Annotated in this window: 11 protein-coding genes; 7 read left to right on the top strand and 4 right to left on the bottom strand. The window is 72.9% G+C overall.

Features of this window, described 5'->3' with window-relative positions:
- Nucleotides 1-12 precede the first annotated feature (12 nt).
- From purB to ACIPK4_RS18910, 3 genes are all read left to right on the top strand, one after another.
- A complete protein-coding gene (gene purB, locus ACIPK4_RS18900; RefSeq protein ID WP_402313945.1) occupies nucleotides 13-1,437 on the top strand; it encodes an adenylosuccinate lyase in 1,425 nt (474 codons plus the stop codon).
- A 93-nt stretch (nucleotides 1,438-1,530) separates the two neighbouring features.
- Entirely contained in the window at nucleotides 1,531-3,186 is a 1,656-nt protein-coding gene (locus ACIPK4_RS18905; RefSeq protein WP_402313947.1) for an FAD-dependent oxidoreductase, read from the top strand.
- Nucleotides 3,183-4,346: an NAD(P)/FAD-dependent oxidoreductase gene (locus ACIPK4_RS18910; protein ID WP_402313949.1), complete on the top strand. Its 1,164-nt coding sequence runs from the start codon at nucleotides 3,183-3,185 to the stop codon at nucleotides 4,344-4,346. The genes ACIPK4_RS18905 and ACIPK4_RS18910 overlap by 4 nt, the downstream gene beginning before the upstream one ends.
- 63 nt (nucleotides 4,347-4,409) lie before the next feature.
- Here ACIPK4_RS18910 and ACIPK4_RS18915 read toward each other — a convergent pair whose 3' ends face one another.
- The 4 genes from ACIPK4_RS18915 to ACIPK4_RS18930 all read right to left on the bottom strand — a co-directional run bounded on the left by ACIPK4_RS18915 (nucleotide 4,410) and on the right by ACIPK4_RS18930 (nucleotide 9,413).
- Complete coding sequence (locus ACIPK4_RS18915) at nucleotides 4,410-5,579, bottom strand: amidohydrolase family protein (RefSeq protein WP_402313951.1); 1,170 nt, start codon at nucleotides 5,577-5,579, stop codon at nucleotides 4,410-4,412.
- 43 nt (nucleotides 5,580-5,622) lie between these two features.
- Nucleotides 5,623-6,984 carry an NtaA/DmoA family FMN-dependent monooxygenase gene (locus ACIPK4_RS18920; protein ID WP_402313953.1) on the bottom strand — a complete coding sequence of 454 codons (1,362 nt, stop codon included), beginning with the start codon at nucleotides 6,982-6,984 and terminating at the stop codon, nucleotides 5,623-5,625.
- 4 nt (nucleotides 6,985-6,988) lie between these two features.
- Nucleotides 6,989-8,056, bottom strand: coding sequence for an LLM class flavin-dependent oxidoreductase (locus ACIPK4_RS18925; RefSeq protein ID WP_402313955.1), 1,068 nt, complete (start codon nucleotides 8,054-8,056; stop codon nucleotides 6,989-6,991).
- A 202-nt stretch (nucleotides 8,057-8,258) separates the two neighbouring features.
- Nucleotides 8,259-9,413 (bottom strand): transposase domain-containing protein, encoded by a 1,155-nt coding sequence (locus ACIPK4_RS18930; protein ID WP_402313957.1) that lies wholly within the window; start codon nucleotides 9,411-9,413, stop codon nucleotides 8,259-8,261.
- 126 nt (nucleotides 9,414-9,539) lie between these two features.
- Here ACIPK4_RS18930 and ACIPK4_RS18935 point away from each other — a divergent pair, with 126 nt between their 5' ends.
- The 4 genes from ACIPK4_RS18935 to ACIPK4_RS18950 all read left to right on the top strand — a co-directional run bounded on the left by ACIPK4_RS18935 (nucleotide 9,540) and on the right by ACIPK4_RS18950 (nucleotide 14,055).
- Entirely contained in the window at nucleotides 9,540-10,466 is a 927-nt protein-coding gene (locus tag ACIPK4_RS18935) for a PfkB family carbohydrate kinase (RefSeq protein WP_402313959.1), read from the top strand.
- A 109-nt stretch (nucleotides 10,467-10,575) separates the two neighbouring features.
- On the top strand, nucleotides 10,576-11,805 hold the full coding sequence (locus ACIPK4_RS18940) for a Rieske 2Fe-2S domain-containing protein (protein ID WP_402313960.1): 1,230 nt from the start codon (nucleotides 10,576-10,578) through the stop codon (nucleotides 11,803-11,805).
- A gap of 41 nt (nucleotides 11,806-11,846) precedes the next feature.
- On the top strand, nucleotides 11,847-12,404 hold the full coding sequence (ssuE, locus tag ACIPK4_RS18945) for an NADPH-dependent FMN reductase (protein ID WP_402313961.1): 558 nt from the start codon (nucleotides 11,847-11,849) through the stop codon (nucleotides 12,402-12,404).
- A 388-nt stretch (nucleotides 12,405-12,792) separates the two neighbouring features.
- Nucleotides 12,793-14,055 carry an acetyl-CoA carboxylase biotin carboxylase subunit family protein gene (locus ACIPK4_RS18950; RefSeq protein ID WP_402313963.1) on the top strand — a complete coding sequence of 421 codons (1,263 nt, stop codon included), beginning with the start codon at nucleotides 12,793-12,795 and terminating at the stop codon, nucleotides 14,053-14,055.
- Nucleotides 14,056-14,059 lie beyond the last annotated feature (4 nt).

Below are 14,059 nucleotides of genomic sequence, written 5' to 3' on the forward strand. Positions count from 1 at the left end.
GGAAAGAGTGCGATGAACGCCAACATCCCCGACGTCCTTGCCGCCCGCTACGCCTCCCCGGAGATGACGGGACTCTGGTCGCACGAGCACAAGATCGTGCTCGAACGCCGGCTGTGGCTGGCCGTGCTGACCGCCCAGCGCGACCTCGGCATCGACGTCCCCGACCAGGTGATACCCGACTACGAGCGGGTCCTGGACACCATCGACCTGGACTCCATCGACCGGCGGGAGCAGGTCACCCGGCACGACGTCAAGGCCCGCATCGAGGAGTTCAACGCCCTCGCCGGCCACGAGCACGTCCACAAGGGCATGACCTCCCGCGACCTGACCGAGAACGTCGAGCAGCTCCAGGTGCGCGACAGCCTGGTCCTGGTCCGCGACCGCTGCGTGGCCCTGCTCGCCCGCCTCGCCGGGCTGGCCGAGCAGCACTCCGGGCAGGTCATGGCCGGCCGGTCGCACAACGTGGCCGCCCAGACCACCACCCTCGGCAAGCGCTTCGCCACCGTGGCGGAGGAGGTGCTGGTCGCCTTCCGGCGGCTGGAGGAGCTCATCGGCCGCTACCCGATGCGCGGCATCAAGGGCCCGATGGGCACCGCCCAGGACATGCTGGACCTGCTCGGCGGAGACCGCGCCCGGCTCGCCGAGCTGGAGGACCGGATCGCCGCCCACCTCGGCTTCGCGCACCGCTTCACCAGCGTGGGCCAGGTCTACCCGCGCTCCCTCGACTACGAGGTGCTGAGCCTGCTGGTCCAGCTGGCCGCCGGCCCGTCCTCGCTGGCCCGCTCGATCCGGCTGATGGCCGGCGACGAACTCGTCAGCGAGGGCTTCGCCGAGGGCCAGGTCGGCTCCTCCGCCATGCCGCACAAGATGAACTCCCGCTCCTGCGAGCGGATCAACGGTCTGATGATCGTCCTGCGCGGCTTCGCGTCGATGGCCGCCGAGCTCTCCGGCGACCAGTGGAACGAGGGCGACGTGTCCTGCTCCGTGGTCCGCCGGGTGGCACTGCCCGACGCGTTCTTCGCCCTGGACGGGATGCTGGAGACCCTGCTGACCGTCCTCGACGAGTTCGAGGTGTTCCCGTCGGTGATCGAGGCCGAGCTGGAGCGGTACCTGCCCTTCCTGGCCACCACCAAGATGCTGATGGCCGCCGTCCGCCACGGTGTCGGCCGCGAGACCGCCCATGAGGTCATCAAGGAGCACGCGGTCGGATCCGCCCTCGCCATGCGCGCGGACGGCGCCGACAACCTGCTTCTGGACCGGCTCGCCGCCGACGGGCGCTTCCCCCTCGACCGCGCGCAGCTGGACGAACTCCTCACGGACCGCATCGGGTTCACCGGCGCGGCGGCCGACCAGGTCACGGCGCTGGTGGCAGAGATCGGGCAGATCGCGGCCCGTCACCCCGACGCGGTGCACTACAAGCCCGGCCGGCTGCTCTGACCGCGTCCGCACGCGTCCCGTTGCCCGAGGAACCCTGGGAACCAGGAACCAGGAACCAGGAACCAGGAAACAGAGGAAGAGGAACCCGCTTCCGTGCCCCACACCGATTTCCACCCCGAACCCGCGCCTGACGGCGACAGCGGCATCGACATCGACACCCTGGTGATCGGCTCCGGCGGAGCCGGACTGCTCGCCGCCTGCCGCGCCGCCGACGGAGGACGACGCGTCCTCGTCCTCGAACGCACCCCCGTACTGGGCGGCACCACCGCCGTGTCCGGAGGCATGGTCTGGGTGCCGAACAGCTCCGTCATGCGCGAGCACGGCATGCCCGACTCCGCCGAGGACGCCCTGCGCTACCTGGAACTGGTCACCGAGGGCGCCGTCGAGTCCTGGCGGCTGGAGCAGTACGTCGCCACCGCGCCCGAGGTTGTGGACTACCTGCACGCCAAGACCCCGGTCCGGTTCTTCCCCATCGACCGGCCCGACTACCACTCGGACTGGCCCGGTGCCCGGGACGTCGGCCGCACCCTGGACAACGTGCCCTTCCCGACCGCCGACCGGCCCGGCCTGGTCGAGCGGATCCGCCGCGGGGCGCACTTCGACGCCGTCACCTACGACGAGCGTCACCGCTGGCACTCGCCGGAGCTGTACGACCACGAGCTGGTCGCCCGGCGCAAGGCGGAAGGCGTACTGACCGTCGGCGCCGCCCTGGTGGCGGGGCTGGTCGCGGCCTGCGACGAGCGCGGCGTGCGGTTCGCCACCGGCGTCCGCGTCCGCGAACTGCTCGTCGAGGACGGCCGGGTCACCGGGGTCCGCGCCGAGACCGCCGACGGCCCCGTCACCTACCGGGCCCGCGCCGGGGTGGTCCTCGCCAGCGGCGGCTACGAGTGGAACGAGCGCCTCAAGCACGCCTACCTCGGGGTCGCGGACACCCGCCCGATCAGCCCGCCGTGGAACCACGGCGACGGGCTGCAGATGGCCATGGCGGCCGGCGCCGCCCTGGACGGCATGTCCCAGGCGTGGTGGGTGCCGGCGGTGGGCGCACCGGGCGACGAGTACGACGGGGCGCCGCTCTCCCGGCACCTGGTGGCCGAGCGCTGCCTGCCCGGGTCGGTGATCGTCAACCGGCAGGGCCGCAGGTTCGTCAACGAGGCCGTCAACTACAACGACATCACCAAGGCCTTCCTGGCGTTCGACCCCACCACGCACACGTACCCGAACGCCCCGGCCTGGCTCGTCTTCGACGAGGCGTTCCGCAGCCGCTACCCGATCGCCTCCGTCCAGCCCGCCGACCCGGTCCCCGACTGGTTCGTCCGCGCGGACTCACCCGCCGCACTGGCCCGCCGCCTGGGCGTCGACGAGGTGGCCCTGACCGCCACCCTCGCCGCGTTCAACCGGCACGCGGTGCTCGGCGAGGACCCCGAGTTCGGCCGCGGCGGCACGAGCCACGACCGCTACTACGGCGACGAACGGCACGGCCCCAACCCCTGCCTGGGCCCGCTGGAGCAGGCCCCCTTCTACGCCGTCCCGGTCGGGCCCGGCATGCTCGGCACCAAGGGCGGGGTGGTCACCGACCGCACCGGCCGGGTCCTGCGCCACGACGACACCCCGGTTCCCGGCCTGTACGCCTGCGGCAACGTCGCGGCCACGCCCATGGGCCCGGGCTACCCCGGCTCGGGCGGTACCCTCGGCCCGGCGCTGGTCGGCGGCTACCTGTGCGGCACCGGCCTCGCCGAGGGGGACCGATGAGCGCGGCCGGGAGGACGGCGGTGCGGGCGGTCGTGGTCGGAGCCGGCTCCATCGGCAGCTGCGTGGCGCTGAACCTGGCCGAACAGGGCGTGTCGGTCGTCCTGGTGGACGGCCAGGACCCCCGCCGCGGGCTCTCCGCCCACGGCTTCGGCTGGGTCAACGCGGTCGACAACGGCTCCGACGCCTACTTCGCCCTCTCCGCCGAGGGCCTGCGCGCCCACGAACGCCTCGCCGCCCGCACCGGCGGCGACCCGTGGTTCTTCCGCACCGGCAACCTCCACTGGGCCGACACGGAGGACGGCGCCGAACGCCTGGCCAAGATCGCCGCCGGCTACCGCGCCCGCGCCTATCCCGTCGAGGAGTACGGGCCCGGGCGGGCGCTGGCCGAACTCCAGCCGGGCCTCGCCCTGGACGACGTACACGGCCCGCTGTACCACTACCCGGCCGACGCCCACGTGATCAGCGACCGCTTCCTCGCCGCAGTCCAGGACCTCGGCCGGGCCCACGGCGTGGAGATCCGCACCGGCGACCCGGTCACCGGCCTCATCGGCGCCGACCCCGTCCGCGGCGTGGTCCTGGCCTCCGGCGAACGGATCGAGGCGGACGCCGTCATCAGCTGCGCCGGGCGCGGCACCCGGGACCTCCTGGCCCTCGCCGGGGCCGAGGTCCCGCTGGTGGAGCCGGGGGACGAGGGCACCCTCACCATGGGCCTGCTGGTACGCACCTCCCCGGTGACCGGAGCCCGGGTGGAACGCATCCTGCACGCCCCGGAGCTGAGCGTGCGCCCCCACACCGGCGGCCGGCTCGTGCTGCACTGCCACGACGTCGACCACGAGCTGGACCCGGACCACCCGGACCCGGCCGGGCAGGCGCGGCGGGCGGCCGAGCGGGTGCTGGGCCGGCTGGACGCGGTCCTGCCCGGCGCCGGCGCCGGGGTCGGGGTGGAGTCGGCCTACGTCGGCGTCCGGCCCATGCCCGCGGACGGAATGAGCGTCCTCGGCCCGGTCCGGGGGGAGGGGTCCCCATACGTGGTCGTCACGCACAGCGGGCTGACCCTGGCCCCGGTCCTGGGGGAGATCGTCGCCGGCGAGGTGCTCGGGCGGCCCTCCGAGCTCGCGGCGGCCTTCCGCCCCGGCCGCTTCGCCGCCCGCACGGCCTGACGCACGAAAGGGGGACCGCCCGGTGCCAGGCACCGGGCGGTCCCCCTTCGGGCTGCGCGCCGCCTACCGCACCAGCGTCGCCGGCCGGGTGGCCCGCGGGGTGTTGCGGCTGGCCAGGAACCGCGGCACGCCGTCCGTCACGACCGCAGAGATGCCGGGCATGTCACCGATCGACATGGCCTCCAGGGCCGTGGACGCCGCCGAGGCCCTCGGCGCGTCCAGGACGAGCAGGTCGGCCTCTGCGCCCACCCGGATCCGGCCGGCCGGCAGCCCCCAGACGTCCGCCACGTTGCCGGTGGCCAGCGCCCAGGCCCGCGCCGGGTCCAGCGGGCCCAGCGAGGACAGCTCCACCAGCGTCTTCAGCACGGCCAGCGGGATCACCCCGAACCCGGAGGGGGTGTCCGAGCCCACCACGATCCGGGCCAGGGCGTCCTCCTCCACGGCCCGGCCCAGGATCCGCAGGGCCGCGCGCAGGTTGCCCGCCTGGACGAGCTGGAGCGCCATCGTGCTCTCCGCCAGCAGGCGGTCCACATCGGCATCGGGCATCGAGGTCGGGCCGCCGTTGGCGTGCCCGCACACGTTCGGAGCCAGGGCCAGCAGGTCGTCGGCGCGCAGCGAGGCGGAACCGGCGGCGCTGGCACCGCCGGCGTGGCACATCACGACCAGGCCGTGGGCCCGCGCCCAGCGGATCTGCTCGACGCCGTCGACCGCCTTCTCGTACGCGCCGAACCCGAACTTGGCCAGCCACACCCCGCAGCGGGCGAGGTGGGCGAAGTCCTCCTCGGTCAGCGTGGGTTCGAGCAGCACGTTGCCCGCGTGGACCCGCATGCCGCCGGGCCGGTACGTGTCGAAGCTGGCCCGGGCCGCGACGGCGAGCGCCTTGACGCCCTCCCGGTCGCGGGGCCGCCCCGGCACGTGCACCTCGCCCGCCGAGATGGTCCGGGTGATCCCGCCGTGGACGTACCCCTCCAGGTAGTCCACCGCCTTCTGGCGCGGCGAGTAGTCGCCGAACGTGACGTGTCCGTGCGAGTCGATGAGGCCGGGGGCCACGGTGGCCCCGGCCGCGTCCAGGACGCGGTCCGCCGCTGCGACCTGCCCGGCCAGGTCGGCGGCCCGGCCGACCGCGGTGATGACCCCGTCGGCGCACAGCACCGTGTCGGCGTCCTCGATCAGGGGGTGCGCGAGATCGCCGGAGACCACGGTCCCGGCGCCCACGACGGCCAATGTGGCCACCGGTTCACCTCTTCCTTGCGTACGGGTTCTGCGGGTCGGCGGATCAGGGGGCGGGGCGGCGCGGCGGCACCGGCAGCCCCAGGTGCTCGCGCAGGGTGTTCCCGGTGTAGTCCTTGCGGTACAGGCCGCGCCGCTGGAGTACGGGCACCACCAGTTCGGTGAACGCGGTCACCGAACCGGGCACGTACGCCGGGTAGATGTTGAACCCGTCGGCGGCGCCGCCCTCGAACCACTCCTGGATCATGTCGGCGACCTCCTCCGGGTTGCCGACCACCGTGTGCGAGAGCTCGGACGGCGCCGCGTGCACGAGGTCCCCGTACGTGATCCGGCGGGGGCCGTCGACGGTCCTCCGGGTCAGCCGGGTGATCTCCGCCAGCCGCAGGGCGCCCTCCTCGGACACCGCGGCCAGGGTCTCGGCCGGAACCTCCGCGGCCAGGTCGTTGCCGCGCAACTCCACCCCGAACACCCGGCTCGCGGACGACAGGTTGCGCCGGTGCCCCTCGCCGATGCCGCCCTTGCGGACCAGCTGGCCCGGCTCCTCCTCCGGGTCCAGCACCAGGAGCGAGTTGAGCAGGTCGTACAGTTCGACGGCCTCCTCGGTGGTCGGCGCGACGATCGGCGTCAGCCCGGGCAGGATGGTGACCTGGTCCGCCCGGCCGTAGCGGGCCGCCCGCTCCTTGATGTCGGCGTAGTACGCCTGGCGCAGCGCGAAGGTCGGCTGCATGCCGGCGAAGACGATGTCGGCCTCGCGGGCGCTGAGTTCGCGGGACTGGTCCGAGGTGCCCGCGTTGAACAGGACCACTTGTCCCTGCGGGGGCCGCGCCACGTCCAGCGGCCCGTCCACCGAGAAGTACGCGCCCCGGTGGCCGAGCGGGCGCGGCCCGGACCCGGCGCCGGCGCCGCTGTCCCACAGGTCGCGGACGACCTGGAGGCACTCCTCCGCCCAGGCGTAGCGCTTGGCGGTGTCCCAGTGCTCCTCGCGGCCGAAGTTGAACGCGGCCGCCGTGTCGGCGCCGGTGACCAGGTTCCATGCGGCGCGCCCCGCGCTGACGTGGTCAAGGGAGGCCAGCAGCCGGGCGATGGAGTACGGGTCGGAGTAGGTCGGGTTGGCGGTGACGACCACCCCGATCCGGCTGGTGGCGGCGGCGATCGCGGTGGCCGTGGCGAAGGGCTCCAGCCGTGAGATCTGCGCCGGGTTGCTGTGCTGCAGGGCCGGGTCGCTGGCCAGCCGGTCACCGAGGAACACGAAGTCGAACTTGGCGCGCTCGGCCTCCGCACTGACCTCCTGGATCAGGTCGATGTCGTACGCCGCGTCCGCGCGCGCGTCCGGGTGGCGCCAGCCCGCGGCGTGCGTGCCGGTGGCCCAGAACATCAGGCCGAGATGGAGCTGTCGTTCGGTGGGCATGCCCTCAATTCCTTTCCGGGCCGGCGGCGGCGATCCGCTCGGCGAAGCGGTTGGCGGGCCGGGTCAGCCCGAAGTGACCGCGCAGCGTGTCGGATGTGTACGTGGCCGGAAACCGTCCGGCGGCGGTCAGCAGGGGCAGCACGGCGTCGGTGAACTCCGCGACGCCGTCGGTGCTCGCGGCGCCGCCCTCGGGGGCGGGGGCCGGGAAGCGCACGGTGAATCCCTCGACCGCGCCCCGGTCGAACCAGGCGCCCAGCCGCTCGGCGACCTGCCGGGGCGTGCCGGTCAGCACCGCGCGGCCGCGGTCGGACGCCGGGGCGCCGGCCAGCTCGTGCAGCTCGCGGGCCCGCTCCTCGGTGGCGGCGACGAACGGGGTGACCACCCCGAGCCGGGGCCGGCCGCCGGCCTGCGCCGCGGTGGGCGCGGAGTCGGGGTCGCCCACGGTCAGCACGTCGGCGTGGGCCGAGACCAGCGGGTCGGCGGCGTCGGCGAGGACCACCGGGTGACCCTGGGGCGGGCGGACCACGTTCAGCGGCCCGCGGACCCGCAGGGTGCCGCGGTGGTCCAGGACGTGCACGCGGCCGCTGTCGATGAACCGGCCGGTGCCCTTCTCGTGGACGAAGGCACCGTCCTCCCAGGTGTCCCACAGGTTCTGGACGACGGGGACGAACTCGCGGGCCCGGGCCTCCCGGTCGGTGAGCGGATCCACCCCCTCGCGACGGTGGTTGGCGTCGGCGGCCGCGTCGGGCCCGGTGACCACCCGCCAGCCCGCCCGGCCATGGCTGATGTGGTCCACCGAGGCCACCATGCGGGCCAGGTTGTACGCCTCGTTGTAGGCGGGCGCGGCGGTCATGACGAGGCCGATGCGGCTGGTGCTGACGGCCAGCAGGGACGCGGCGACCAGCGACGCCGGCGTCCCGGGCCCGGCGGGGCCGGCGGCCGGCCGGTCCCCGAGGACGAGGTGGTGGACCCCGGCGGCCTCGGCCTTGCGGGCGACGGCCAGCAGGAAGGCGGTGGGGTCCGGAAGACCCGCCTCGGGCAGTTCGTAACCCAGGAGCATTCCCGTGCTCACGTGGTGCCTCCAATGACAGGGGAGAACAGACGGGCAGAGCATCGTGGAGAGGGGCGGAAGAGGAGACGCGGCCGCAACGGACACCCGCACAGGGGGCGGCGGCGGGAACGCGTGACGGTTCGATGCCGGCCGGAGACAGGTGCTCCGTCGCGTCGGCAGAACCGGGCAGACTCGCCGGAAGCTAACACGATCTTGGAGGGGCCTACAAGCGGTCCGGTGGTCCCATGCGTACGGTTCCGGCCAAGGCGCCCAGCCCCTCCGCGGCCGCCGGCCCGAAGTCCTGGGCGTCCACGATCAGTCCGTGCACGGCGTGGTGGACCAGCAGCATGGCCCAGATCTCCTGTTCGACCAGATCGGGGCCGCGCGAGCGCAGCAGCTCGATCCCGGACAGGCCGCCGGCGAGGATGTCCTCCACCATGTCGGCCAGCCCCCAGCGGCTGCGGTGCGCCTCGATCAGCTGGGCCGCGGCCGCCTCCTCGGGCGCGAGCAGCGTGGTGATCAGCCGCTCCGCGGGACCCGACCAGCCGTCGCGGTCGTACGGGATCACCCGCACCGGCACCGAGGCGGCGGCCGGAGCCTCGGGCTCCGCCAGCCGCGAGAGGTAGCTCCCGTCGGCCAGGACCTCGTCCACCGGCAGCGGCCAGTCCGGCCCGGCCCGCCAGAGCAGGTCGGCCCGGGTGCCGGCGGCCTGCCGCCACAAACCCACCGACAGTGCGTCGAGTTCGGCGAGCAGCAGCGTCCCCTCGCCGAGCGAGGGCAGCAGCTCCAGCGCGAGGCAGGCGGAACCCAGGGCCGGCGGACCCACGGCCGCGTCGAGCACCGCGTGTGCACCGCAGTGCCCGAGCGCGACCAGCCGCACCTGCGGCACGGTGCCCCGGTCCGCGGTCACCGCCGTGCCGAACCGGTCCCGGTTGGCGTGGGTGTCGGGCACGCACAGCGTGAGCGCGTCCAGCGTGACCGGCCGCCGCATCCCGGGCGGCGCCTGCGGAACGGCACGCGGGGCGACCGTACGGAACAACAGCCGCAGCGGGGCGGGTCCCAGCCGCTGCCGGGCCTGGGCGAGCGCCGACGGCGTGGGCATGCGCCAGCCGCGGGCCCAGCCGTGCTTGCGTGCCAGCCCCCGCATGAGCCTGCGCATCACCTCCTCGTGGCCTGCCGAGGGGTACAGCCACATGGCCAGGGCGTGATAGACCATGGTCCGGGCGGACAGCGTCCGCGAGCGCTGCTCGGTGCGGCTGGCGGCCGCGACGGCCTCGTCCACGAGGGCCGGCGGAAAGGCCCAGGTCAGAATGCCGGCGGTAATTCCGTCCGCCTGGCGGGCGTAATCCGCCGAAGCCACTTCGCCGGCGCGCACCATTTAGGGTCCTCCTTTTGCCGATCGGGTTGGGTGGGGTGGAGAGGGTGCATATTCTCACGCTCCGCCACGCCCCGTGCGCGTTATGCGATTTCCTTCCGCCCCGGCAAAGAAATTCAAAAAAGAAGGGTGAGTTCCATCAAGAGCAATTCCATGACCGGACGGCCGGTGCTGGTCGGCACCGTCACCCTGGATTTCCTGCACGAAGGCCCGCTGGGCCGCGGCCAGGACCCGGCCACCGTGCGGTGGGGCGGGGTGGCCAACAACGCCGCCTGCGCGCTCGCCGCGCGCGGCGCCCGGCCGGCCCTGGCGACCGTGGCGTACACGGGGGAGCTGGGTCCGGCGGTCGGCGGACATCTGGCCGGAAACGGCGTGGAGTGGCTGCGGCTGCCCGAACGGGCGCCGCTGCCAGTGTTCCACGCCGAACTGGTCGAGGGGTCCGTGGCCGACAAGAGGTTCCTCGGCGAGCGGGCCCTCGGCCTGATCACGCCCGCACTCCTCGACCGGTCCCGGGACCTGTTCGAGGACGCGGGCGTGCTGGCCGCCGGCACGGACGCCGAGGAGCCGGGGCTGGCCTGGCTGGCCGACACCGCCCGAGCCCGGGGCGTGCCGTTCTGGCTGCTGTCCGCAGACCCCAACGAGGTGGCCAAACTGCGTCCGCAGGGCCGCGGGGCCGATCTCGTCGCCCTGAACCTGCGCGAACTCTCGCTGTGGGCCGGGCGGCCGCTGGCCGGGCGGGCCGATCTCGTCGCCGCCGCCCGCCGGTTGCCCGCCCCCGGCGGGCGCTGCCTGGTCACCCTCGGTGCGGACGGAGCCCTGCTGATACCCGCCGACGGCTCCGAACCGGTCCACCAGCCGGCGGTCTCCCTGGCCGGCGAGGTGATCACGGTCGGCGCCGGCGACGTGCTGTTCGGCTGTCTGCTGGCCGGCCGGCTGGCGGGCCTGGACTGGGCTCCGGCACTCGCCGAGGCCACCGCCTTGACCAGCCGTTTCCTCGGAGCGCCGGAGGACGCTCCGCACCCGTACGGGGTCCTGGCGGACCAGGCGAGGGCCTGATCCGCCGCCGCCGGCTGTCACACCGGGCGGGCCTGGATCGTCTTGAAGGGTGGGCGGCGGCCGGGAAGTCGGCGCCGATCCCGGATATCGATCATCACGGAGGCCGGAAGTGACCACTCAGAAGGTGAACGAGACCCTGACCCAGGTGGGTCCTGGCACCCCCATGGGGCAGTTGCTTCGCGAGTACTGGCTGCCCGTCATGCGCTCGGAGCGGATCGCGGAACGGGGCGGCGCCCCGCTCCCGGTGGAACTGCTCGGTGAGAAGTACGTGTTCTTCCGCGCGGACGACGGCACCGTCGGCTGCTTCGCCGAGGCCTGCCCGCACCGCGGAGCCTCGCTGGTCCTGGCCCGCAACGAGGACTGCGCGCTGCGGTGCATCTACCACGGCTGGAAGTTCGACGTGTCGGGCAGGGTGCTGGAGACCCCCTCCGAGCCGGAGGAGGACGGCCCCCGGTTCGGTGAGCGGGTCAAGTTGCAGCACCACCCGGTCGTCGAGGCCGGCGGCGTCGTCTGGGTCTGGCTCGGCGGCACCGGCCGCGAGCCCGCGCCCTTCCCGGAGTTCCCGTTCACCAAGCTCCCCGCGGAGAACGTCTTCGCCACCATCGCCCTGGTGGACTGCAACTGGCTGCAGGGCCTGGAGGCGGACATTGACTCCGCCCACGTCTCCCTGCTGCACGAGACCGAGGCCCGCAACGGGCCGCTGAAGGACCTGCTGGACGACACCGCCCCGCGCGACGACATCGACCCGCAGCCCTACGGACTGCGCTTCGCGGCCCTGCGCACCCTCTCCTCGGGGGAGACCCTGGCCCGGGTGAAGCCCTTCGCCATGCCCTGGTACACGGTGGTGCCCGAACTGCCCAACGGGGACCGGCTCTGGCACGCCTGGGTTCCGGTCAACGACCACCAGACGATCATGTGGTACCTGTGGTGGAACGACGACCAGCCGGTCGACCCGTCCTATTTCAGCGAGCAGTTCGGCCTGGACCTGGACACGCTCAACCCGGACAACATCCGGGAGGGCTACACCGCCGAGAACGGCTGGGGCCAGGACCGGCAGGCCATGCGCGACGGCAAGAGCTTCTCGGGCATCCGCGGCCTGGTCCTCCAGGACGTGGCCGTGCAGGAGAGCATGGGCCCGATCGTGGACCGCACGATCGAGAACCCCGGCAAGAGCGACCGCGGCATCGTCCGCACCCGCCGCTTCCTGCTCGACGCCCTCAAGGCGCACGCCGCCGGCGGGACCCCCGCGGGTCTGGGCCCCGACGCCGACTACGCCGCGGTCCGCTCCGCCGTGATCGTCGTACCGGAGGGCGAGGACTGGCGCTCCGCGTCCTCGTAGCCCGCTCCGGCCCCAGGCCACCCCAGTGAAAGGGACCTCTCATGGCCACCGTCCTGTCCGTCTCGGGGAGTCCCTCGGCGACCTCCCGGACCACCGGGCTGCTGCGTCACCTGGATGCCCGACTCCTCGCCCAGGGGCACGAGGTGACGCACCTCGACGTCCGTTCCCTGCCGGCCGAACCCCTGCTCAGGGCCGAGGTGCGGCATCCCGCGATCGTGGCGGCGGCCGCACTCTTCGAGCGTGCGGACGGCATCGTCATCGGCACGCCGATCTACAAGGCCGCCTACTCCGGACTGCTGAAGTCGCTGCTCGACCTGCTGCCGCAGTACGCCTTCGCGGGCAAGGCGGTGCTGCCGCTGGCCACCGGCGGGAGCACCGCCCACGTCCTGGCCATCGACTACGCGCTGCGACCGGTGCTGGCCTCCATGGGCGCCGCGTACATCGCGCCGGGCTGGTTCACCCTCGACCGGCACATCACCCTGGGGGAGGCCGGCGAGGTGAGCGTGGCCGCGGAATCCGCCGTGGGTCTGGAACGCGTCACCGAGCAATTCTCCGCAGCGCTCTGCGATCGCCGGGCGCCGGTCGGCGCGGTTCTTTAACGCATTCCAGCGACACCTTTACACAGTTCTCACGACGCCGTCCGCACCGGCCGGCCCGGATAACTCCGGGACCGGTCGGCCGGGCGGCGTTTCCGCATGTCAGAGGGGGTACCAGGGTGATCGGCCGGGCTGTGGGCGCGAGGGAGCGATCAATTAAGTTAAGCGCCCGGTAAGTCATCGAAGTCGCCGCCCGGATGCCTCAGAGTTATCGCTTCATGGCCGAAACCATGGCTTTCGGGGAGAGGGTGAAAGGTTTCGGCCAGGTCTTAACTGAATTGGCGAGGATCCACCCAAGATCCCCTTCACAACCCTCAGGTGCTGTGCTTGACTGACACTCGATTGGTGCTTGAGATTCCATATGTACGCCCGATGTAGCGGGGGCTGTTTCATGACGGAACGTCATCTTCTCCTTGTCAATCTCCGGCGCATCCAGAGGGAAGGGCTCGAGTCCCTGCTCGCCGCCCGGCGCCTCGGATACCGAGTGGTTCTCCTCGGCCGGTCCATTCCTGAATTCGCAAAGCCGCTCGTCCATGAATTCCGGCAGGTCGACACGTACGACCGCGCCGCTTCCATCGCAGCGGCCCGCGAACTCCACGCCACCTACGAATTCGCCGGCGTCGCCAACTTCACCGAAGTCGACGTCCAGCTGGTATCGGCCATCGCCGCCGATCTCGGACTTCCCGGCATGTCCGAGACCGCCGCCCTCCGGGCCCGCAACAAGTACGTCATGAAGGACGCACTGCGGCACCTGGACGGGGTCCTCCCGCGCTTCGCCAAGGTCACCGACCTGGCCGGCCTGCAGGCCGCCGTCGACGAAGTCGGGCTCCCGGCCGTGGTCAAGCCGACCGGCGCCTCCGGCTCGAAGGGCATCTTCGAACTGCGCCGGCCGGAGGACCTCGACGCGGCGATGGAGCGCCTCGCCGACATCGCCCGGCCCGACTTCGACCCGGTGTTCAAGCAGTTCGGCGCCGAGTTCATCGTCGAGGAGTTCCTCGAAGGCGACGAACTGAGCGTCGAGGGCTTCGTCTCCGGCGGTGAGGTCCACATCGTGACCGTCACCGACAAGATCACCAGCGTCCCGTTCCACCTGGAACTGGAGCACAAGGTGCCCAGCGCCCTGCCCGCGGACGCCTGGGCCGAGATCAGCGCCACCACCAAGGACATCGTCGGGGCCCTGGAGTTCGACAACTGCTCCTTCCACCTGGAGGCCAAGTGGGGCGAGCGGGGCCTGCGGTTCATCGAGATCGCCGGCCGCCCCGCCGGCGACTACATCGGATCCCACCTCGTACCGCTGGCCACCGGCGTCGACTACTTCGAGAACGTGATCCGCGTCGCCACCGGCGAGCCGCTGAGGCTGGAGCACGACCGGCAGCTCAACGCCGGCCTGCGCTTCGTCCTCGCCGAGCGGGCGGGCCGGTTCGAGGGCGCCGACGGCCTGACACCCCTCGGCGAGGAAGCGGGCTACGACCACTTCTTCACCGAGGTCCCCGTCGGCACCGAAGTGGCCCTGCCACCACAGAACTTCGGCCAGCAGCGGGTGATCGCGGTCATCGCCCGCCACGCCACCCGCGAGGGGCTGGAGCAGCTCCTCCACCGTGTCACCACCGAGGCGACGGCCAGGATCACACCTGCCGCCGACCCCGCGGAATGACCCG

The organism is Streptomyces sp. NPDC086989 (genome assembly GCF_044745505.1).
In the GTDB taxonomy this organism is placed as follows: Bacteria; Actinomycetota; Actinomycetes; order Streptomycetales; family Streptomycetaceae; genus Streptomyces.